Annotated in this window: 24 protein-coding genes; 10 read left to right on the forward strand and 14 right to left on the reverse strand. The window is 65.0% G+C overall.

The annotated features are described in order from the left end of the window. Positions 1 to 49 precede the first annotated feature (49 nt). The 3 genes from ACODSU_RS09830 to ACODSU_RS09840 all read right to left on the reverse strand — a co-directional run bounded on the left by ACODSU_RS09830 (position 50) and on the right by ACODSU_RS09840 (position 3,622). Positions 50 to 1,330 carry an EAL and HDOD domain-containing protein gene (locus tag ACODSU_RS09830; protein ID WP_488842028.1) on the reverse strand — a complete coding sequence of 427 codons (1,281 nt, stop codon included), beginning with the start codon at positions 1,328 to 1,330 and terminating at the stop codon, positions 50 to 52. A 101-nt stretch (positions 1,331 to 1,431) separates the two neighbouring features. Further along, positions 1,432 to 2,697 (reverse strand): EAL and HDOD domain-containing protein, encoded by a 1,266-nt coding sequence (locus ACODSU_RS09835; RefSeq protein ID WP_015013321.1) that lies wholly within the window; start codon positions 2,695 to 2,697, stop codon positions 1,432 to 1,434. A 121-nt stretch (positions 2,698 to 2,818) separates the two neighbouring features. Beyond that, positions 2,819 to 3,622, reverse strand: coding sequence for a ferritin-like domain-containing protein (locus ACODSU_RS09840; protein ID WP_488842031.1), 804 nt, complete (start codon positions 3,620 to 3,622; stop codon positions 2,819 to 2,821). Positions 3,623 to 3,735: 113 nt separating this feature from the next. On the opposite strand from ACODSU_RS09840, the gene ACODSU_RS09845 reads away from it, so the two are divergent. The 3 genes from ACODSU_RS09845 (at position 3,736) to ACODSU_RS09855 (ending at position 5,969) form a co-directional block, all read left to right on the forward strand. Continuing rightward, positions 3,736 to 4,260 carry a gamma carbonic anhydrase family protein gene (locus ACODSU_RS09845; protein ID WP_015013323.1) on the forward strand — a complete coding sequence of 175 codons (525 nt, stop codon included), beginning with the start codon at positions 3,736 to 3,738 and terminating at the stop codon, positions 4,258 to 4,260. A gap of 47 nt (positions 4,261 to 4,307) precedes the next feature. Then, on the forward strand, positions 4,308 to 5,300 hold the full coding sequence (gene hslO / locus ACODSU_RS09850) for an Hsp33 family molecular chaperone HslO (protein ID WP_488842033.1): 993 nt from the start codon (positions 4,308 to 4,310) through the stop codon (positions 5,298 to 5,300). Between the two features lie 198 nt (positions 5,301 to 5,498). Continuing rightward, positions 5,499 to 5,969, forward strand: coding sequence for a CZB domain-containing protein (locus ACODSU_RS09855; RefSeq protein ID WP_488842035.1), 471 nt, complete (start codon positions 5,499 to 5,501; stop codon positions 5,967 to 5,969). Here ACODSU_RS09855 and ACODSU_RS09860 read toward each other — a convergent pair. The 6 genes from ACODSU_RS09860 to pyrG all read right to left on the reverse strand — a co-directional run bounded on the left by ACODSU_RS09860 (position 5,950) and on the right by pyrG (position 11,120). After that, positions 5,950 to 6,474 (reverse strand): hypothetical protein, encoded by a 525-nt coding sequence (locus ACODSU_RS09860; RefSeq protein WP_488842037.1) that lies wholly within the window; start codon positions 6,472 to 6,474, stop codon positions 5,950 to 5,952. The two genes, ACODSU_RS09855 and ACODSU_RS09860, sit on opposite strands and share 20 nt — an antisense overlap. Positions 6,475 to 6,598: 124 nt before the next feature. After that, the gene (locus ACODSU_RS09865; protein ID WP_056061693.1) at positions 6,599 to 6,877 is read right to left on the reverse strand and encodes a septum formation initiator family protein; all 279 of its coding nucleotides are present in this window, start codon (positions 6,875 to 6,877) and stop codon (positions 6,599 to 6,601) included. Between the two features lie 34 nt (positions 6,878 to 6,911). Next, a complete protein-coding gene (gene eno / locus ACODSU_RS09870; protein ID WP_291435998.1) occupies positions 6,912 to 8,198 on the reverse strand; it encodes a phosphopyruvate hydratase in 1,287 nt (428 codons plus the stop codon). Positions 8,199 to 8,297: 99 nt separating this feature from the next. Beyond that, a complete protein-coding gene (locus ACODSU_RS09875) occupies positions 8,298 to 8,588 on the reverse strand; it encodes a DUF1330 domain-containing protein (RefSeq protein WP_295942159.1) in 291 nt (96 codons plus the stop codon). 3 nt (positions 8,589 to 8,591) lie between these two features. Beyond that, a complete protein-coding gene (kdsA, locus tag ACODSU_RS09880; RefSeq protein ID WP_488842041.1) occupies positions 8,592 to 9,449 on the reverse strand; it encodes a 3-deoxy-8-phosphooctulonate synthase in 858 nt (285 codons plus the stop codon). Positions 9,450 to 9,461: 12 nt separating this feature from the next. Continuing rightward, positions 9,462 to 11,120, reverse strand: coding sequence for a CTP synthase (pyrG, locus tag ACODSU_RS09885; RefSeq protein ID WP_488842042.1), 1,659 nt, complete (start codon positions 11,118 to 11,120; stop codon positions 9,462 to 9,464). Positions 11,121 to 11,211: 91 nt separating this feature from the next. On the opposite strand from pyrG, the gene coaBC reads away from it, so the two are divergent. The 4 genes from coaBC to ACODSU_RS09905 all read left to right on the forward strand — a co-directional run bounded on the left by coaBC (position 11,212) and on the right by ACODSU_RS09905 (position 14,121). Beyond that, positions 11,212 to 12,435 (forward strand): bifunctional phosphopantothenoylcysteine decarboxylase/phosphopantothenate--cysteine ligase CoaBC, encoded by a 1,224-nt coding sequence (gene coaBC / locus ACODSU_RS09890; protein WP_488842044.1) that lies wholly within the window; start codon positions 11,212 to 11,214, stop codon positions 12,433 to 12,435. Between the two features lie 87 nt (positions 12,436 to 12,522). Next, positions 12,523 to 12,963 (forward strand): hypothetical protein, encoded by a 441-nt coding sequence (locus ACODSU_RS09895; protein WP_488842046.1) that lies wholly within the window; start codon positions 12,523 to 12,525, stop codon positions 12,961 to 12,963. After that, the gene (gene dut / locus ACODSU_RS09900; RefSeq protein WP_015013334.1) at positions 12,960 to 13,406 is read left to right on the forward strand and encodes a dUTP diphosphatase; all 447 of its coding nucleotides are present in this window, start codon (positions 12,960 to 12,962) and stop codon (positions 13,404 to 13,406) included. The genes ACODSU_RS09895 and dut overlap by 4 nt, the downstream gene beginning before the upstream one ends. Before the next feature lie 214 nt (positions 13,407 to 13,620). After that, a complete protein-coding gene (locus ACODSU_RS09905) occupies positions 13,621 to 14,121 on the forward strand; it encodes an outer membrane lipoprotein (protein ID WP_015013335.1) in 501 nt (166 codons plus the stop codon). Positions 14,122 to 14,202: 81 nt separating this feature from the next. Here the strand turns inward: ACODSU_RS09905 and ACODSU_RS09910 are convergent, their stop codons facing one another. Next, positions 14,203 to 14,727, reverse strand: a complete 525-nt coding sequence (locus tag ACODSU_RS09910; protein ID WP_488804380.1) for an FKBP-type peptidyl-prolyl cis-trans isomerase — start codon at positions 14,725 to 14,727, stop codon at positions 14,203 to 14,205. Between the two features lie 54 nt (positions 14,728 to 14,781). Here ACODSU_RS09910 and ACODSU_RS09915 point away from each other — a divergent pair, with 54 nt between their 5' ends. The 3 genes from ACODSU_RS09915 (at position 14,782) to ACODSU_RS09925 (ending at position 16,980) form a co-directional block, all read left to right on the forward strand. After that, positions 14,782 to 15,912 (forward strand): JmjC domain-containing protein, encoded by a 1,131-nt coding sequence (locus ACODSU_RS09915; protein ID WP_488842048.1) that lies wholly within the window; start codon positions 14,782 to 14,784, stop codon positions 15,910 to 15,912. A 13-nt stretch (positions 15,913 to 15,925) separates the two neighbouring features. Next, the gene (locus ACODSU_RS09920) at positions 15,926 to 16,447 is read left to right on the forward strand and encodes a hypothetical protein (RefSeq protein WP_015013338.1); all 522 of its coding nucleotides are present in this window, start codon (positions 15,926 to 15,928) and stop codon (positions 16,445 to 16,447) included. Positions 16,448 to 16,698: 251 nt separating this feature from the next. Next, positions 16,699 to 16,980: a hypothetical protein gene (locus ACODSU_RS09925; RefSeq protein WP_043565263.1), complete on the forward strand. Its 282-nt coding sequence runs from the start codon at positions 16,699 to 16,701 to the stop codon at positions 16,978 to 16,980. A 123-nt stretch (positions 16,981 to 17,103) separates the two neighbouring features. Here the strand turns inward: ACODSU_RS09925 and ACODSU_RS09930 are convergent, their stop codons facing one another. The 4 genes from ACODSU_RS09930 to ACODSU_RS09945 all read right to left on the reverse strand — a co-directional run bounded on the left by ACODSU_RS09930 (position 17,104) and on the right by ACODSU_RS09945 (position 20,623). After that, complete coding sequence (locus ACODSU_RS09930) at positions 17,104 to 17,886, reverse strand: MBL fold metallo-hydrolase (protein ID WP_060986408.1); 783 nt, start codon at positions 17,884 to 17,886, stop codon at positions 17,104 to 17,106. A gap of 110 nt (positions 17,887 to 17,996) precedes the next feature. Beyond that, positions 17,997 to 19,094: an NlpB/DapX family lipoprotein gene (gene bamC, locus ACODSU_RS09935; protein WP_291441650.1), complete on the reverse strand. Its 1,098-nt coding sequence runs from the start codon at positions 19,092 to 19,094 to the stop codon at positions 17,997 to 17,999. A gap of 47 nt (positions 19,095 to 19,141) precedes the next feature. Then, positions 19,142 to 20,038, reverse strand: a complete 897-nt coding sequence (dapA, locus tag ACODSU_RS09940) for a 4-hydroxy-tetrahydrodipicolinate synthase (RefSeq protein ID WP_015013342.1) — start codon at positions 20,036 to 20,038, stop codon at positions 19,142 to 19,144. 30 nt (positions 20,039 to 20,068) lie between these two features. Continuing rightward, the gene (locus tag ACODSU_RS09945; RefSeq protein WP_488842172.1) at positions 20,069 to 20,623 is read right to left on the reverse strand and encodes a class I SAM-dependent methyltransferase; all 555 of its coding nucleotides are present in this window, start codon (positions 20,621 to 20,623) and stop codon (positions 20,069 to 20,071) included. Positions 20,624 to 20,670 lie beyond the last annotated feature (47 nt).

Consider the following 20,670-nt stretch of genomic DNA (forward strand, 5'->3'; position numbering starts at 1 on the left):
AGGCCCTGTCGAAGCAGGGCCTGTGGGCTTTTTGGGGGGAAGAACGGGGCTATTCTTCGTTCAGGCTCTCGGCCCAGGTCAGCGCCTGCAGGTGGGCCCAGTTCACCTGGCGGTTGGACAGGTGCAATGCATCGGCGTTCTTGGCAAAGGCCACTTCATCGCCGCTTTCGCAGGCCTTGGTCAGCTCCAGGAACGGGGCAAACACGCCGGTGCCGCGCAGCAGGGCATCCATCACCGGTTCGGGCAGAGCCACGGAATCCAGCGCCTTTTCGAGCGGCACGCCCAGCATGGTGTCCAGCAGCGAAAACACGCCGACCACGAAGGCGTTGTCGCACTCTTCAGGCGGCAGCAGCTCTGCGGCCAGCAGCTCCATCAGGCGGCCGCGCACCACGGCAGTCTGGCCCACGGCCGGTGGCGCTCCACCAGCCCGCGAGGTGGTCATCAAGAGGGCTGCCCAGCGGAACAGCTTTTTCAGCCCCAGGATCATCACTGCATGGCGGAACGAGGTGATCTCGCACGACAGGCCAAAACCCGACGAGTTGATGAAACGCAGCAGGTTGAAAGACAGGGTGGGGTCTTTCTTGAGCAGGTCTTCGATCTCGGCCGTGCTGGCCTGTTTACGCACCAGGTTGATGAGCTGAATGATCGTGGCCTGCGAGGGGCGGATGGTGGTGGCCTTGACCAGCGAGGGGTGGGCGAACCAGTAGCCCTGGAACAGCTTCACGCCCAGGTCACGCATCAGCTCGTATTGCGCCGCCGTTTCGACCTTCTCGGCCACCAGCGTGGCCTTGCTGTGGGTGGTGGCAAATTTGACCAGGGGAGCTGCCAGCTCGGGCTTGAAGGCTTGCATGTCCAGCTTGATAAAGGCGGCCATGGGCAGCCAGCTGGTGTAGGCGCGCTTGAGGGCCTGTTGGTCAAACGCCAGGCGAAAGCCCCGTGTGCGCAGTGCTTCCAGGGTGGGCAGACGGCCTTCGATTTCTTCCTGGGTGGCGCCCTCGGGCAGGGGCGGGACTTCCAGCACCACCTTTTCGGGGTGGATCAGCTCCAGGTGGCCGCCTGAGAGACTGTCGTGCGTGCAGTTGATGAACACCGTCTTCTTGCCCACCAGGGCCTCGGTGCCCGCATAGGACAGGGCATTGAAGAGCAGGGCCGCATCGCTGGCGGCGGTGTGCGAGTCGGATGCGGTGGAACGGTCGAACAGCTCGTAGCCATAGACCGCGCGGCTTTCGTCCACGATGGCCTGGCGCGCAATGATGGCAAGGTTCTCGTCCACGGGTTCGACCGCAGGCGCTGCGGCGTCCGGGGTGTCTTGTTCGGGTGTGCTCGACATGGGGTCCACTGAAATGAAAGGCTGACGATCATTCTAGACCGCCAGGCGCCGGCGGAGAACCAAAGTCTTGCCAGGGGCCGCCAGCGTGGCGGCGGCGCCTGTCAGTCGCCGATGTGGTCGGCCCAGGCCAGTGCCTGCAGGTGGGCAAAGTTGATCTGCTGGCTGGTCAGATGCAGCAGGCCGGCCGTTCGGTCGAACACGGCATCGTCGCTGGATTCGCAGGCCTCGGCCAAGGTCAGCAGATCGCCCAGGAAGCCCTCGCGCCGCAGCAGCGCAGCGGCCACGGGCTCGGGCACGTTGAGCAGGCCGATGGCGGATTCCATGGGCATCGACAGCATCACATCCAGCAGCGAGAAGATGCCCACCACAAACGCCTGGTCGGCCTCCTCGGGCGGCAGGGTCTCCAGCGCCAGCAGCTCCATCAGGCGTCCGCGCACCACGGCGGTGTGGCCCACCGAAGAGGGCGTGCCGTTGTTGCGCGATGCGGTCAGCAGCAGCGCCGCCCAGCGGAACAGCTTTTTCAGGCCCATGAGCATCACGGCCTGGCGGAACGAGGTGATCTCGCGCGAGAGCCCAAACCCGGCCGAATTGATGAGGCGCATCAGGTTGAAGGCCAGGCCCGCATCCTTCTTGAGCACTTCCTCAATCTCGTCCGTGCTGGCCTGTTTGCGCACCTGGTTGATGAGTTCGATGATGCTGGCCTGCGAAGGCGTGAGCAGCTTGGTCTCGACAAGGGCCGGGCGGGCGAACCAGTAGCCCTGGAACAGCTGTACACCCTGGCTGGACACCATGTCGTATTGCTGGGCCGTTTCGACCTTCTCCGCGATCAGCTCGGCCTTGCTGTGGCGGCCTGCGTAGCTGATCAGCACGGCCAGCTGGTCGGGCGCCAGCACCGACAGGTCCAGCTTGATGTAGTCCGCCAGGGGCAGCCAGGGGGCGTACGCCGACTGCAGCACCGTGTGGTTGAAGGCCAGGTGAAAGCCCCGGTCGCGCAGCTCGGTCAGGATGGGCAGGCGCGTGGCGACCTCTTCGGCGGCCGCATGGCCCAGGGGCGGAATCTCCAGCACCACCTTGTCCGGGTCCACCAGCTCCAGGTGGCCGCCCGACAGGCTTTCGTGGGTGCAGTTGACGAAGATCAGCTTCTTGCCCACCAGCTCTTCGGTGCCGGCGTGCGATAGGGCGGTGAACACCAGGATCACGTCGGTCGCGGCCGTGTGGGCGGCGCCGCTGCGCGAGCGGTTGAACAGCTCGTAGCCCACCACCACCTGCTGCGCGTTCACGATGGCTTGGCGCGCAATCATGGCGACCGACGACTGGTTGCCGGGTGGGGGCGCGGGCGGTGTGCCGGGGGTGAAAGCTTGGGTCATGGGTGTGGGCTGTGTGTTCTTGAAATAGGGAGCGCGGGCCCGCAGAGGGCATCGCCGGGAATTGTAGGAGTCATCGTATTCCCCTCAGGTTGTCCGCAGGCTCTATGCCATGGTGTGCGGGTCAGGCTTGCTGCAGCCAGCGCAGCTCGGCGTCGCTGAACCCGGCGCTGCGCCGCGCGGACTCATTGAACGGGGGCTTCAGGCGGGGGGCTTCGTACCGCTGCACCAGCGTGCCGTACAGGGTTTCCGGGTCCTGGCCCGCGCGTTCGCACAGCCAGCGGTACCAGTGGTTGCCGATGGCCACATGGCCCACCTCGTCGTTCAGGATCACGTCCAGGATGGCAACGGCGGCCAGGGCATCGGGTGTGCCCACCTGGCGCAGTTTGGCCTGGATCTGGGGCGTGGCATCCAGCCCCCGGGCTTCGAGCGTGCGGGGCACCAGGGCCATGCGCGCCAGCACGTCGTGCCGGGTCTTCTCGCACATGGTCCACAGGCCCTGGTGGGCCGGAAAGTCGCCATAGTCGTGGCCCTGGCTGCGCAGGTGGTCGCGCAGCAGCCTGAAGTGTTTGGCCTCTTCGGCCGCCACGCGCATCCAGTCCAGGTAGTAGTCGCGCGGCATGCCATTAAAGCGCCACACGGCATCCAGCGCCAGGTTGATGGCGTTGAACTCGATGTGGGCGATGGCGTGGATGAGAATAACGCGGCCCTCTGGGGTGGCAGGCGAGCGGCGGGCCACCTGGGTGTGGCGCAGCAGCTCGGGGCGCTCGGGGCGGCCGGGCAGGGCGTCTGGATCGGTGGGGGCCGCAGGGGCGGTGTCTGCTATTGAAAGCGTAGCTGCTTGGGCAAACAGTTCTAGCGCTGCAGCCGCTTTTTGTTCGGGGTCTGCCAGGCACAAGACCTGCAGTGCACGGTGGCGAAGCTCCATCCTTACAATTCTAGGCCTTGCCATCGGCACCAAGGCTTGCGCTTTGTAACGATTGGCGACCTCTCAGGGCGCGCCATGGCGTGCCGCTTCTTTGGTTTCTGCGGAGTGGGTGCATGGCAATTTACGAACTCGACGGTGTGGCTCCCCAAGTGGCAGCGTCGGCCTGGGTGGCCGACAGCGCACAGGTGATGGGCAATGTGGTGCTGGGCGAAGACGCCAGCGTGTGGTTTGGCACCGTGGTGCGCGGCGACACCGAGAGCATCACCATCGGCGCGGGCTCCAACATCCAGGACGCGAGCGTGCTGCACGCCGACTTCGGCAAGCCCCTGGTCGTGGGCGAGCGCGTGACGGTGGGCCACCAGGTCATGCTGCACGGCTGCACCATTGGCGACGAATCGCTGATCGGCATTGGCGCCGTGGTGCTCAATGGCGCCAAGATTGGCAAGAACTGCCTGGTGGGCGCGGGCGCGCTGGTCACCGAGGGCAAGGAGTTTCCCGATGGCTCCATGATCATTGGCAGCCCCGCCAAGGCGGTGCGTGAACTCACCCCTGAGCAGATCGAAGGCCTGCGCCAGAGCGCCCAACACTACATTGACAATGCACGCCGCTTCCAACGCGGCCTGCGCAAGATTGGCTGAGCGCGGCATCGTCGCCGCCCGCCACCTCATTTTTCCTGGAATCCTGCGTGTCTGAACTCCACAAGTTTCTTTTCGATGGTCTGCCCGTGCGCGGCATGATCGTGCGCCTGACCGATGCCTGGACCGAAATCCTGAAGCGCCGGGCGAGCAACACCGCCACCGGCGCCTACCCCGCGCCGGTGAGCGAGTTGCTGGGCGAGATGGCCGCCGCCGGTGTGCTCATGCAGTCCAACATCAAGTTCAACGGTGCGCTGGTGCTGCAGGTGTTTGGGGACGGCCCCGTCAAGCTGGCCGTGGCTGAGGTGCAGTCGGACCTGAGCCTGCGCGCCACCGCTACCGTGAATGGTGAGGTGCTGCCGGACGCAAAGCTGAGCCAGATGGTCAATGTGGGCGGCGGTGGCCGCTGCGCCATCACGCTCGACCCCAAGGACCGCCACCCGGGCCAGCAGCCCTACCAGGGCGTGGTGCCCCTGCATGGCGACCACCACGAGAAGCTGGAGCGCCTGTCGGACGTGCTGCAGCACTACATGCTGCAGTCCGAGCAGCTCGACACCATTTTGGTGCTGGGCGCGAACGACCAGGTGGCCGCAGGCCTCTTGATCCAGCGTATGCCCATCAAGGGCGAGGGCAACCTGGCCGCGGGCCTCTCGCACCGCGAGAACGAAGACCAGATCGGCCACAACGAGGACTACAACCGCATTGCGCACCTGGCCTCCAGCCTGACCCGTGAGGAACTGCTGACGCTGGACGTGGACACTATCCTGCGCCGCCTGTTCTGGGAAGAAAAGCTGCTGCGCTTTGAACCCCAGCAGGGCGCCAGCGGCCCGCGCTTTGCATGCACCTGCAGCCGCGAGCGCGTGAGCAACATGCTGCGCAACCTGGGCGCTGAAGAGGCCGAGAGCATCCTCGCCGAGCGCGACGACATCGAAGTGGGTTGCGAGTTCTGTGGCCAGCAGTACCGGTTTGATGCCGTGGATGCCGCACAGATTTTCGTCTCGCCCGCCGCTGCTCAGCCCCCGGGGCCCACAGGCATCCAGTAGCCGTCTGCAGCCTCCATCGGGCGCGGTGGTCGGCTGACCATCGTTGACAATCGCCCCCGCCATCCCCGCCTAAGATTCCTGGGTCACCCTGCAGCAGCGCCTGCCGCTGCCAGGGGCCGGCGCACAAGGTCCGATCGCAAGGCCTGTGTGCGTTCAAGCGATCAGTTCCGGTCGCGCAGGAAATGAACGAGGGGTGTCATGCAGTTTCTTCGCCGTGTTCTGGGGAGCCACCGGGCCAGCTCGGCTGCGCCTCCGCTGGCGCTGTACGACAGTGCAGCGGCACCAGATTCGCGGCATGCGGACACCCTGCTTGCCGCGCTGGACATCGACGCAGCCATCAACGCCCACGAGCGGTGGAAAGACCGGCTGATGGACTACTTGGAGGGCCGCACCACCGTCGGGCTGGACCCGGCCCAGGTGCGCCGCGCCGACCAGAGCGCGCTGGGCCGCTGGCTGCATGGCGTGGGCGGCGAGTTGCTGGGCGACCAGCCTGCCTATCCGCTGCTGGTGGCGCGCTACCAATACTTTCATGAGCAGGCTGCCACCCTGGTGGAACTGGCCCAGCAGGGCGAATGGGACCGGGCCGTGCAGGTGCTCAATGGCGGTTACCGCTACGGCTCCAGCCAGGTGGTGTTGCTTCTGAAGGAGCTCAAACGCGGTCTGGCGTAACGGCTGGTGGTGGTGTCGTATCCCGCTGCTCGACCAGTGCGGTGAACAGCCGGTGCTCACAAATGGGGTCGCTGCACTTCTCGCAGTTCCAGGCGCGCAACCGGGCCGTTCTGGGCGCGTTTTCAGTGTCTAATGCGGCCCTTGCGCTAGTGGAATATGCCTGAGGTGCTACATTTTGTATAGCAATGAGCGCATTGCGAGTGCGCTGCTCGCCCGTTCCGTACACCACGCGGTAGGGTATCGCCGCAGCCGCCAGGGCCGCACGCAGCCGGGTATCGCAGGCCTCCTGCGCAGTCCGTTCCTCGGCAGGACAGGGCTGATCGAGACCCATCAGCAGGGTCAATGCCACCGCGTCGGACTCTGCCTGCGGCGCGGGCGCGGGCGGGGTGTGGTCCAGGTGCGGGTGGTGCAGGGCGATGCGCACCGTGCCGGGAGTGATATGCTGCTGCAGCGCCTGTGCCAACGCCTCCACGCCCGTGTAGGGCGCGCCCAGCAGGGCAATCAAGGGAGCGGGGGGAGGGGACTGCCGCACGGGGGTGAATGAAGCGCAGGCCATTGGTCAATGGCTGCGTTGTGGGTGTGGACGGTGCGGGGTGGTCCAAGGCGGCTGAGTGACCCCGCACGGCAGGTCAGCGGGGTGTGAACTGCACGTACACCTCGTTGGGCTTGACCATGCCCAGCTCGCTGCGCGCCTTTTCTTCCACCATATCGAGGCCTTCCTTGAGATCGTGCACCTCCGAGGTCAGCCGCGCATTCGCCTGGCGGGCCTGTTCGTTGGCCGCCTTCTGCACATCAATCTGCCGCTGCATCGCATTGACGCGCGGCACGCTGCCCCGCCCCAGCCAGAGCTGGGCGTGCAGCGCTGCCAGCAAGGCCAGCAGGATGACGGGGACGATGCGGGAGACCAATGGAGGGCTCGCTCAGGCGAGGGCTGCCAGGGGCTCAGCGCAGGTTGTAGAACGCAGCGCGGCCAGGGTACTGCGCGATGTCGCCCAGGTCTTCCTCAATGCGCAGCAGCTGGTTGTACTTGGCGATGCGGTCCGAGCGCGACAGCGAGCCGGTCTTGATCTGGCCCGCATTCGTGCCCACCGCGATGTCGGCAATGGTGCTGTCCTCGGTCTCGCCCGAGCGGTGCGAGATCACGGCGGTGTAGCCGGCGCGCTTGGCCATCTCGATCGCAGCGAAGGTCTCGGTCAGCGTACCGATCTGGTTGATCTTGATCAGGATCGAGTTGGCGATGCGCTTGTCGATGCCTTCCTTCAGGATCTTGGTGTTGGTCACGAACAGGTCGTCACCCACCAGCTGCACCTTGTCGCCCAGGCGTTCGGTCAGGTGTTTCCAGCCGTCCCAGTCGCCTTCGTGCATGCCGTCTTCGATGCTGATGATCGGGTACTTGTCCACCCAGGCCGCCAGCATGTCCGTCCACTGCTGGGCGGTGAGCTTGAGGCCGCCTTCGCCTTCCAGCACATAGTGGCCATCCTTGTAGAACTCGCTCGCGGCGCAGTCCAGGCCCAGGGCGATTTGCTCGCCTGCCGTGTAGCCCGCAGCTTCGATGGCTTGCAGGATCAGGCGGATGGCTGCTTCGTGGTTTTCAACGCTGGGGGCAAAGCCGCCTTCGTCGCCCACGGCGGTGCTGATGCCCTTGTCGTGCAGGATCTTCTTGAGCGCGTGGAACACTTCGGCGCCCCAGCGCACGGCTTCGCGGAACGTGGGCGCGCCCACCGGGATGATCATGAACTCCTGCAGGTCCAGGCTGTTGTTGGCGTGTGCGCCGCCGTTGATCACGTTCATCATGGGCACGGGCAGTTGCACGCTGCCCATGCCGCCCAGGTAGCGGTACAGGGGCAGGCCAGACTCTTCGGCGGCGGCGCGGGCCACAGCCATCGACACGGCCAGCATGGCGTTGGCGCCCAGGCGGCTCTTGTTCTCGGTGCCATCGAGGTCGATCAGGGTCTTGTCCAGGAAGGCCTGCTCGGAGGCATCCAGGCCTAGAACGGCTTCGCTGATCTCGGTGTTGATGTATTCCACGGCCTTGAGCACGCCCTTGCCCAGGTAGCGGCCCTTGTCGCCGTCGCGCATTTCAATGGCTTCACGGCTGCCCGTGGAGGCGCCCGACGGCACGGCGGCCCGGCCCATCACGCCCGATTCGAGCAACACGTCGCATTCGACGGTGGGGTTGCCGCGGCTGTCCAGAATCTCGCGACCGACGATGTCAACGATGGCACTCATGGTTTTCCTTTTGCAGAAGTTTCAAATCAAATCAGTCTCTAGCGCACGATGTATAAGCGCTAGCAGCTATTAATTAGTGAGCAAGGCTGGTGTGTGGACTCAGACGCCTTCGACGCACACCATGCGCATGATGGCTGCGCCTTCGCGGGCGGCCTTGGCTTTCTGGTACTCGGGCGTGTCGTAGAAAGCACGGGCGGCCTCAAAGCTCGGGAATTTCAGCAGCACGGTGCGGCCGGGGTTCCAGTCGCCTTCCAGCACTTCCACCTTGCCGCCGCGAATGCACACCTCGGCGCCATGCGCCTGCATGGCCAGCGTGCTCCACTTTTTGTACTCTTCGTACTGCTGAGGGTTGGTGACGGTGACGGATGCGATGACGTAACCACTGCTCATGTCTCAAGCTCCAAAGTTGTTTTCGAGGAATCCGTTTTTCTTGGTGACGTCGTCGAGCGCCACCAAGGTCTCCAGCAGCGCCTTCATGTGCTTGAGTGGCACGGCGTTGGGGCCGTCCGACCAGGCCTCGGCGGGGCGGGGGTGGGTTTCCATGAACAGGCCCGCAACCCCCACGGCCACACCGGCACGCGCCAGCACGGGCACCATGTCGCGCGCGCCACCGCTCACGGCGCCCAGGCCGCCGGGCTTTTGCACCGAGTGGGTCACGTCGAACACCACCGGGGCGCCGGAGTTGCGCATCTCGGCCAGGCTGGTCATGTCTGCCACGAGGTTGTTGTAGCCAAAGCTCACGCCGCGCTCGCAGGCCAGGAACCGGTCTTCTGACAGCCCGACCTCGGCTGCTGCCGATCGGGCCTTGTCAATGACGTTCTTCATGTCCCAGGGCGCAAGGAACTGGCCCTTTTTGATGTTGACCGGCTTGCCGCTTTGCGCCACGGCGCGGATGAAATCAGTCTGGCGGCACAGAAAGGCAGGCGTTTGCAGCACATCCACCACGCTGGCCACCTCGGCCACGTGCGAGGTGTCGTGCACATCGGTCAGGATGGGCAACTGCAGCTGGCGGCGCACCTCATCGAGGATCTTCAAGCCCGCTTCCAGCCCCACACCGCGCTTGCTGGTGCCGGAGGAGCGGTTGGCCTTGTCGAAGGAGCCCTTGTAGATCAGCGGAATGCCCAGTGGGGCACAGGCTTGCTTGAGCTGGCCCGCGACCTCGAGCGACATCTCCAGGCCCTCGATGGAGCAGGTGCCCGCGATCAAAAAGAAACGCTGGTCCAGGCCGACATTGAATCCGCACAGCTGCATGGTGAGGTCCCCTTAGGCTTTTTTCGCGGCTTGCTGGTGTTCCACGGCCGCCTTGATGAAGGCGTTGAACAGCGGGTGGCCGTTCCAGGGCGTGGACTTGAACTCGGGGTGGAACTGCACGCCGATGAACCAGGGGTGGACGTTTTGCGGCAGCTCCACGATCTCGGTGAGCTGCTCGCGCTGCGTGAGCGCCGAGATCACAAGGCCTGCCTTGCGCAGCTGGTCCAGGTAGTTCACGTTGGCTTCGTAGCGGTGGCGGTGGCGCTCGGTGACCACATCGCCGTAAATGCTGTGCGCCAGCGTGTCCTTGGACACGTCCGAGCTTTGCGCGCCCAGGCGCATCGTGCCGCCCAGGTCGGAGTTCTCGTCGCGTGTCTTGATGGTGCCGTCGGCGTCCTTCCACTCGGTGATCAGGGCGATCACGGGGTGGGGCGTGGTGGGGTCGAACTCGGTGCTGTTGGCGTTGGCCAGGCCGGCCACATGGCGCGCGTATTCGATGGTGGCCACCTGCATGCCCAGGCAGATGCCCAGGTAAGGCACCTTGCGCTCGCGCGCAAACTGGGCCGTGGCGATCTTGCCTTCCACGCCGCGCTGGCCAAAGCCGCCGGGCACCAGGATGGCGTCGTACTTGGCGAGCTTGGCGGCTGCGTCGGCGCTGTCGATGGTTTCGGAATCGACATGGTCGATCTTCACGCGCACATGGTTGCGCATGCCGGCGTGGCGCAGGGCCTCGTTCACGGACTTGTAGCTGTCCGACAGGTCCACGTACTTACCGACCATGGCGATGGTGACTTCGCCTTGGGGGTGCTCGGTCTCGTGCACCAGGTCGTCCCAGCGCTTGAGGCTGGTGGGCGGGGTGTTCAGGCGCAGCTTGTCGCAGATCAGGCCGTCCAGGCCTTGTTCGTGCAGCATGCGGGGCACCTTGTAGATGGTGTCCACGTCCCACATGCTGATCACGCCCCATTCGGGCACGTTGGTGAACAGCGAGATCTTGGCACGCTCTTCCTCGGGAATGCGGCGGTCGGCACGGCACAGCAGCGCGTCGGCCTGGATGCCGATTTCGCGCAGCTTTTGCACGGTGTGCTGGGTGGGCTTGGTCTTGAGCTCGCCCGCTGCCGCAATCCAGGGCAGGTAGGTCAGGTGCACGAAGGCCGTGTTGTTCGGCCCCATGCGGAGGCTCATCTGGCGCACGGCTTCCAGGAACGGCAGCGACTCGATGTCGCCCACGGTGCCGCCGATCTCGACGATGGCCACGTCCACGGCATCGGGCGTACCGATGCCGGCGCCGCGCTTGATGAATTCCTGAATCTCGTTGGTGACGTGGGGGATGACCTGCACGGTCTTGCCCAGGTAGTCGCCGCGGCGTTCCTTCTCCAGCACGGACTGGTAGATCTTGCCCGTGGTGAAGTTGTTGGTTTTCTTCATGCGCGTTTCGATGAAACGCTCGTAGTGGCCCAGATCCAGGTCGGTTTCTGCGCCGTCATCGGTCACGAACACCTCGCCGTGCTGGAACGGCGACATGGTGCCCGGGTCTACGTTGATGTAGGGGTCAAGCTTGATGAGGGTGACTTTGAGTCCCCGCGATTCGAGGATCGCGGCAAGGGAGGCTGAGGCGATTCCCTTACCGAGGGAAGACACCACACCGCCGGTGACGAAGACAAATTTGGTCATGTCTTTTTTGGTGGTGGGAAATTGGGATTATAGATGGCACCCCGGCGACACCCCCGGGGGCAGGGTCACCCCCGTCTGCTAAATTCGCCCCATGAATGAGCTTGCTGGCAAACACATTGTTCTGGGTCTGAGTGGGGGCGTGGCTTGCTACAAGGCGGCCGATCTGTGCCGCCAGCTCATCAAGGAGGGCGCCACCGTGCAGGTGGTGATGACCGAGGCGGCCGAGCAGTTCATCACCCCGGTCACCATGCAGGCCCTGTCAGGCCGCACGGTGTATGGCTCGCAATGGGATGCCCGCGAGCCCAACAACATGCCCCACATCAATCTGAGCCGCGAGGCCGACGCGATCCTGATCGCGCCGTGCAGTGCGGACTTCATCGCGCGCCTGGTGCAGGGGCGTGCGGACGAGTTGCTCAGCCTGCTGTGTCTGGCGCGCCCCGCGCAGCGCGTGCCTTTGCTGCTGGCCCCTGCCATGAACCGCGAAATGTGGGCCCATCCCGCCACGCAACGCAATCTGGCGCAGGTGGCGCAGGACGGCGCCGTGGTGCTGGGCGTGGGCAATGGCGACCAGGCCTGTGGCGAGACGGGTGACGGCCGCATGCTGGAGCCGCTGGAGTTGCTGGACGAGCTGATCGCTTTTTTCACGCCCAAGACCCTTGCAGGCCGGTCGGTGCTCGTCACGGCGGGGCCCACGTTTGAAGCCATCGATCCGGTGCGTGGCATCACCAACCTGTCGAGCGGAAAGATGGGCTTTGCCGTGGCCCGTGCGGCGCGCGAGGCGGGTGCCGATGTCACCCTGGTCGCGGGGCCTGTGCATGTGCCCACGCCACGCGGTGTGCGGCGCGTCAATGTGCAATCTGCTCAGGAAATGCTGGCGGCCGTGCAGCGGCATGTGCAGGCTGCCTCGGTGTTTGTTGCCACGGCTGCGGTGGCCGACTGGCGCCCGGCCCACGCGTCTGACCAGAAGATCAAAAAAGACGGCTCAGGCCAGTCCCCATCGCTGGAGTTTGTCGAGAACCCCGACATTCTGGCCACCATCGCCAGGTCGCCCCATGCGCTGGAAGGCGACCTTTTCTGCGTGGGTTTTGCCGCCGAAAGCCATGACCTGCTGGCCCATGCCACAGCCAAAAGGGCGCGCAAGGGTGTCCCTCTCTTGGTTGGCAATATCGGCCCCGCCACCTTTGGGCAGGACGATAACGCACTGTTGCTGGTGGACGCGCAGGGCCACCGCGAGCTGCCCCGCGCGTCCAAACGGGTGCTGGCGCAGCAGCTCATTGCGGAGATCGCCGCGCGTTTGCCATCTATGCGTTCTTGACGATCACCACCGTGGGGAGGTGTGATGACAACTGGTGCTACCAAGCCTGATTGGGACACGCCGTCTGATGGCGATTTTGCGGCCTACGTGGAGCGCCTGACTGTCCAGAAACCTCTGCAGAAAGCCCCGGTGACGCAGGCTCCTGCTGCCGCTGCCGCTGCTGCCGCTGTCGGCAGAGCAGCCCGGGCGCCCAACGCCGGTGCACAAGCCCAGGCTCTGCCGCCCGATCTGCTGCAGGCGATGCGACCGCTGGCCGGTGTATTGCGCACGGTGCGTGCGGTGTTGCTCGTGATGGTGGTGTTGCACGGCATCGCACTTTTCCTGCTCGGTCATGGCTCGTTGCCCGGCTTGGTGGTCATGGGCGTGGTGTGGTGGGGGCTGGGCTGGCTGATGCAATCGGCAGCGCAGCTCGGAGGGGCTCAAGCCTCGGGGATGAATACAGCGACGCAAGCCTTGCAGGATCGCTTGCGACAAGTGGCGCAGCAGCGCAGTGGTACAGGATTAGGAACAGGAAAGAAAAAACCGTGAAGATTGACGTGAAGATTCTCGACCCGCGCATGGCGGACCAATTGCCGACCTATGCCACGCCCGGTAGCGCGGGGCTGGACCTGCGTGCCTGCCTGGATGCGCCGCTGACCCTGCAGCCCAACGCCTGGCAACTGGTACCCACCGGCATTGCGATCTACCTGCAAGACCCAGGCTATGCCGCGCTGATCTTGCCGCGCTCGGGCCTGGGCCACAAACATGGCATCGTGCTCGGCAACTTGGTGGGGTTGATCGACAGCGACTACCAGGGGCAGCTCATGGTGAGCGCCTGGAACCGCAGCAACGTGGCTTTCACTTTGGAGCCCATGGAGCGGTTGGCCCAGCTTGTGATCGTTCCGGTGGTGCAGGCCCAGTTCAACGTCGTCACCGAGTTCGCAGCCACACAGCGGGGTGAGGGCGGGTACGGCTCCACGGGCAAGTCCTGACGCGCACCAGCTGATGGCGTGGTGCCCGGGGGCGCGTAGCTGGTTTGTAAGAATCCGCTTACGTTTCGATGGGTCTGTTACCGACCTCCCGATGGCCCCTGTGTCTACGCTACGGCATCCTCGGGCGTTGTTCCAATCAGCACATGGGCATTGAGCTGGGATCTTTCTGGATTCTTTTGCCAATGCGTAGCCCGACAACTTCAGGAGATTGAACATGCAATTCCACCGTCCTCTCGCCCTCGTGGGCACCGTGGTTCTGGCTGCTTCGCTGGCCGCTTGCGGCCACAGCCGCCCCGCCCCCGCGCCGCAGTATTCCGGCGGCTATTCCAGTGGGTACCAGACGGCTCCTGCCTATCCGCAGCAACAAGCGGGCACAGAATATGGCCGCGTTTCCAACATTGAGGTCCTGCAAGGACGCAGCCAAGGCCAGACCACTGGCACGGGTGCCGTTCTGGGCGCCGTGGTGGGTGGCGTGCTGGGCAACCAGGTGGGCAAGGGCACGGGTCGCGCCGCAGCCACTGCGGTGGGCGTGCTGGGTGGTGCAGTGGCTGGCAACGCCATCGAAGGCCGCAACAACCAGGAATACGTGCAGGGATACCGGCTGTCTGTGCAGCTGGACCAAGGTGGCTACCGCGTGTACGACGTGAGCAGCCCGGGTGACCTGCGCATCGGTGACCGCGTGCGTCTGTACAACGGCCAGATCTCGCGCATGTGATCTGATCGACACCACAAAAAACGGGCGCCCCGATTTGATTCGGGGCGCCCGTTGTGCTTTTTGAACCGGTTCTTAGGGAGATCAGTGCAGCAACGAGCTGCCTGGAGCCTGGGGCTGAACGCGGAAGAAGCCGGTTCCTGCCGTGCCGCGTCCAATCTCCTCTTCGGTGGCCTCGCGCACGGCCTCCACGGTCAGTTGCAGGCGCAGCGCGATGCCCGCCAGCGGGTGGTTGCCGTCGAGCACGATGTGGTCGGGGTAGATCTCGGCCACGGTGTACAGGGCGGTGCGGGGGGCATCGGGGTTGCAGCCTTCGGGCAGCGCCATGCCGTCAAAGGTCATGCCTTCTTCGATCTCGGCGGGGAAAAGGGCGCGTGGCTCCAAGAACAGCAATTGGTCATTGAAGTCACCGAAGGCGTCCTCGGGTTCGAGGTGCAGCGCCAGCTTGGCGCCCGGGCCATGGCCTTGCAAGGCCTCTTCGATGCGGGGCAGGAGATCATCACCGCCCACCAAAAACTCCACGGGCTCGTCAAGCACATCCAGCTCTTCGCCCAGGGTGTCTTTCAGGGTCCAGGTCAGTGCGACCACACATTGTTGGGTAATTTCCATAGGAGAATTGTCGCAGTTTGACCAACGGCCCCGCAAAGGGGCAAGACTTTCCTCATGGACATTCAGCAACCCCTGGCGCTGCTCGGCGGCCTCACTCCCGCGCAATTCATGCGCCGCCACTGGCAGAAGAAGCCCTTGCTGGTGCGCCAGGCGATCCCGCAGTTTGCACCGCCGGTGCTGCGGACCGAGCTGTTTGCGCTGGCTGCCCAGGAGGGCGTGGAGTCGCGTCTGGTGCAACTGGTCAAAGGCGTTTGGAAGCTGCGCCACGGGCCCTTCAGCCGCCGAGCACTGCCTGCGTTGCAGCAGCCCGACTGGACGCTGCTGGTGCAGGGCGTCGATCTGCACCACGACGCGGTGCATGCGCTGATGCAACAGTTTCGTTTTGTGCCCGAGGCGCGGCTGGACGACCTCATGATCAGCTACGCCAGCAACGGCGGTGGCGTAGGGCCCCATTTCGACAGTTACGACGTCTTTTTGCTGCAGGCGCACGGCAAGCGGCGCTGGCGCATCGGACGCCAGAAGGATCTGACGCTGCGCGACGGCATTCCCTTGAAGATATTGGCCGAGTTTGAGCACGAGGAAGAGTTTGTGCTGGAGCCGGGTGACATGCTGTATCTGCCACCGCGCTATGCCCACGACGGGATCGCCGAAGGCGAGTGCATGACGTATTCCATCGGTTTTCGCGCGCCAGCCCGCGCCGAGCTGGCGCAGGAGCTGCTGGTGCGTCTGGCGGAAGATGCCGGGGAGGACGACCACCCGTTGCTCTATCGCGATGCAGGGCAGGACGCGGTGGCGCAGCCAGCGCATATTCCCTCCGGGCTGCAGGACTTTGCGCGCGAGGCCCTGTCGCGTGCGCTGGCTCAGCCCTTGGTGCTGGAGCGCGCGCTGGGCGAGTACCTCACCGAGCCCAAGCCCAGCGTGTGGTTTGAGCCGGGCGACACCCGGGTGATGCTGGAAGGGGTGCGGCTGGACCGCAAGAGCCGCATGATGTACGACGCACACCACATCTTCATCAACGGCGAAAGTTACCGCGCAGCGGGGCGTGACGCCACGCTGATGCGGCGCCTGGCGGATGAGCGCCGGCTATCGGCGCGGGATCTGGCCCGGGCCAGCGACGACGCGCTGGAACTGCTTTCGTCGTGGTGCGATGCGGGCTGGGCCCATGTCTGGGCCGGTGGAGAGTGACCAGGAGCCAGTGATGACCGATACAGCCACCCCCTCTGCCGAGCCTTTGCGCGACTTGCCCAGCGGGCGATTCAGCGGGCGCGAGACGTTTCAGCAACTGGTGCGCGACGCCATTGCCACGGCGGCGCGGGATGGCTGGCAGGAAATTTTCATCAGCGATGCCAACTTCCATGACTGGCCCCTGGGCGAGCGTGCGGTGGTCGAGGCCTTGCAGGACTGGGCCCGGAGCGGCCGGCGCTTCACCATGCTGGCTTGCAGTTATGACGACGTGATCCGCCGCCATGCCCGCTTTGTGCGCTGGCGTGGCACCTGGGACCACATCATCACCTGCCGCCGCAGCCCGGCCGCCGACCCGCTGGACTTGCCCAGTGCGCTGTGGTCGCCGCAATGGGTGCTGCACCGGCTCGATCCCGAGCGCTGCGTGGGGGTGACTGGCAGCGAGGCCGATCGCAGGGTGATGCTGCATGAGACGCTCAACGAGTGGGTGCGCAGCAAGAGCGCGCCTGGATTCCCCTCCACCACGCTGGGGTTGTAGCTTTTGCCCCATTTTGGGGAACGCCCGTTGGCAGGGCGCCACGCGGCGGTCGCGCCCGCCGGGATACTGCGCAAAGTCAAGCTGGCGTAAAGCTTTCGTCAGTGTTAGTCAGTATTGACTAAATACCAATATAATCTGCGGCTGTGCCCAAAAAGGTGCAACCAAGTGCATTGTGCCAATGCGTGCATGGGCTCAGGAAGCCTGACGCCGTGGCTTTTCAAGATTCTGTCTGTCCAAATAGGAAAATCGAAATGAAGAACTCTCTCGTTCTGGCCGCCCTGATCGCTGCTGCTGCACTCGCCGCTTGTGGCAAGAAGGAAGAACCCGCTCCAGCACCCGCTCCCGCTCCTGTGGAAGCTCCCGCCGCAGCACCTGCTCCCGCCGCCGAGCCAGCAGCTCCTGCCGCTTCCGACGCTGCTGCTCCTGCCGCCGCTGCACCTGCTGCTGACGCTGCTGCTCCTGCCGCTGACGCTGCCAAGGCTGCTGCTGACGCCGCTGCCACCGCCGCTACCGGCGCTTCCGCAGCCAAGTAAATCGCTGCAGGCTCTGGGCTGACCCCAAGGTCGGCCTGTGCCACGGCCCCGCACCGCAAGGTCCGGGGCTTTTTTTATGCCCTTCGTCAGGGTGAGGCATTCAAGGGCGTACGGTTCGGGCCATCAAGAGTTCACGTCGAACCATTGCGTCCCCTCGGTAGGGCTGGCGACCTGGATCTCCTCATCCGCCCACCCCAGCGCGGCGGCCAGTGACTGACGGGCAAGGGCGGGGAGGTTGTTCTGCGCACTCAGGTGCGCCGCCACCACGCGCTGCAGGCCGTCATGCTGCACCGCGCGCAGGATCTCTGCGGTTGCTGTGTTGGCCAGGTGTCCATACAGCCCCCCTACGCGGCGCTTCAGGAACGGTGGATAGCGGGATGCGGCCAGCATGTCGGGGTCGTGGTTGGCCTCGATCATGAGGGCGTGGCATCCCTGCAGCTGCTGCAGCACATGGGAGCTGGCATGGCCCAGATCGGTCAGGACACCCAGGTGTGCGGCGCCGTCGGAGCAGCGCAGCTGCAGAGGCTCTCGGGCATCGTGCGGCACGGTGAACGGGCGGGCTTCGAACGCGCCCATGTCGATTGCTTCCATGTCGTGGGCTACCTGCAGCAAACCGTCCAGGTCTGGCGCGCCCAGGGCCGCGTACGTGCCTTCACTCATCCACACGGGAATGCGAAAACGCAGCGCCAGGGTCTGGGCACAGCCGATGTGATCGGAGTGTTCGTGGGTAATGAAGAGGGCGTCCAGGTCTTCCACCTGCAACTGCGCCTGTGCCAAGCGGGCCTGCAATTGCCGGATGCCGAGCCCGCAATCGATCAAGAGGCGGCGCACCTGGCTGCCACTGCGGCCTTCGACCACCGTGGCATTGCCGGTGCTGCCGCTGCCCAGGTTCTTGAATCGGAGCATGGCGGGGCGAAAGAATGGGTTTGTGGCAGCCCAAAAAACCAGAGCCACCGTCCACCCGAAGGTGGAGGGGGCTCCAGAGGTGTGGGTGGCGGCCTTTCGGCCTGCGCCGCTTATTTCAGATCGTCAGCAATCACGCGCACGATGCGCTCGGCATTGGCCGAGGTCTCGGGGGCGCCGGCTTCGTTGAGCACCGACACGGTGGTTGCTTCACCCTGGCTGCGCACCACGATACGGTACTTGAGCGGAGGAGTTGCGGACGTGGAACTGAACAGCTTGCTAAAGAAGCCTGGCTCTTTCTTCTCGGTGTCCGGCGCCACGTAGCGCACAAAGTACGTGCCTTCATTGCGGTTGCGGTCTTCCACCGTGAAGCCGGTGCGGTCCAGCGCCAGGCCCACACGGCGCCATGCGCGGTCAAAACCTTCGTCCAGCTGCACCACCGGCACATTGTTCACCGTGGCCATGCGGGCTGCCTGGGTGCGTGGTGCGGGGGCTGCGGCGACAGCCTTGGACTGCTCCTGGCTCACGCCCAGCTTGACCATCAGGCGGCGCAGGAATTCGGTTTCGAGTTCCGGGTCGGAGGGGCGAGGCTGCCAGACGGTGCTGTCCTTGGTGACGTTGCCATAGACCTCGACCATCCCGCGGTGGGTGATGTAGATCTCGGTGCCTCCATTGGCATTGCGTTCCAGCCGGGTGCGGAACTTGTCCCGTTCGCCGGTGGAGTACAGGGACTCCATCAGCTTGCCGATGGTGGAACGGATGAAATCCTGCGGCAGCTTGGCGCGGTTCTCAGCCCAGTCGGTCTCCATGATGCCGACATTGGCCTCTGATTGGGCCAGCGTGAAGCCACTTTCCAGCCAGAAGTCGCGCACGGGCTCCCACAGCTTGTCGGCAGGGCGGTTGACCACCAGCCAGCGCTGGTTGCCATCGCGCTCGATGCGCACGTCGCCCAGCTGCAGGGCCGCCGCGTTGGCGTTGCCCGACGGCTGCGCTGCCTGGCCGGCCTGCATGGCGGCGGCAGAGACCGAGCCACCCGGCATGGCGTAGCGCGAGTCGCGCGACAGCTGGGTGAGGTCCGGTGGGACTTCCAGCGACGAGCCCTTGGCGGCGCTCTTGTAGTCGATCTTGTCGCCTTCCAGAATGCTGGTGGAGCAGGCGGACAGGGCTATGGCGAGGGCCAGCAGGCTGAGGCGGGTGGTAGCAGCTTTCACGCGGAAATCCTTGGGAGGTGTCTCTGAGAGCGGGCGCAAAGCCCGAATTAGATCAGGCCGCTGGTGCGCAGTGCCGACTCGACCACAGCCTCATTGCTGCTGGCCAGAGGCGTCATGGGCAGGCGCATGGTGCCGCCACACAGGCCCATGCGGGCCATGGCCCACTTGACCGGGATGGGGTTGGCTTCGACGAACAGGTTCTTGTGCACGGGCATCAGCTTGAACTGGATTTCCATGGCCCGGCGCGCGTCGCCCGCCAGGGCGGCCACACACAGCTCGTGCATCAGGCGCGGGGCCACGTTGGCCGTCACGCTGATGTTGCCGTGGCCACCGCAGAGCATCAGGGCCACGGCGGTCGGGTCGTCGCCCGAGTACACGCCAAAGCCCTTGGGCACGTCGCGGATGAGCCACTGGGCGCGCTCAATGTTGCCGGTGGCTTCCTTGATGCCAATGATGCCGGGCACCTGGGCCAGGCGCAGCACGGTGTCGTGCTGCATATCGGCCACCGAGCGGCCGGGCACGTTGTACAGCACGATGGGCAGGTCGCCCGTGGCTTCGGCGATGGCCTTGAAGTGCTGGTACTGGCCCTCTTGGGTGGGCTTGTTGTAGTAGGGCACCACCTGCAGCTGGCTGTCGGCCCCCACGCCGCGCGCGAACTTGGCCAGTTCGATGGCCTCGGCGGTGGAGTTGGCGCCGCAGCCGGCCATGATGGGCACGCGCTTGGCGGCCTGTTCCACGGCCACGCGGATGATTTCGCAGTGTTCTTCCACGTTCACCGTGGGGGACTCGCCCGTGGTGCCCACCACGCCGATGCAATCGGTGCCTTCGGCGATGTGCCAGTCGATCAGTTTACGCAAAGTGGGGTAGTCCACGCTACCGTCCTCATGCATGGGGGTGACGAGGGCGACGATGCTGCCGGTGAGTGGCACGGAAGAAGAAGTCATGTCCGCAGTGGTAAACGGTAAAAGGGCATTCTAACTAGCCCCGATGGGCAAAAGATGTCGTGAGGGTCCGCCCGCCTGCGGGAGTTCCCGTACGGCCGTGATGCGTTGCACGAAACGCGCAGGTTCGTCGATGAAGCCGTCTTCATAACCTACCACGCGCAATTCCTTGCACACGTGCAGCAGCTCGCCGGGCGTCAGCAGAAACTCAGGCCGGGCGGGGCGCCCCACGGTTTCGTTGCCCTGGGCAAAGGTTTCATAGATCAGCACCCCGCCCGGCGCCACGCTGGCCACGATGGTGGGCAGCAAGGGGCGCCACAGGTAGTTGGTGACGACCACGCCACCAAACTGGCGGCCTGCAAAAGGCCAGGGGCCGTTTTCGATGTCGGCCTGCACTAGCTCGCCCAGCCCTTCGCAGGCGGCCAGCGCCCCGGCCGACCGGTCTACGCCAACCACCGTGTGCCCCTGTTCGCGCAGATGGCGCAGGTGGCGCCCGGCGCCGCAGGCAACGTCCAGCACGGCGCTGTGGGGGGCGATCAGGTGGCTCCAGCGCCGCACCCATTCCGAAGGGGCCTCTGTACCGTGCATACCATGCATGAGACTATAAAAATGATAGCTGCCAGCGCATGACTCAC

Source organism: Acidovorax sp. FG48 (assembly GCF_057809085.1).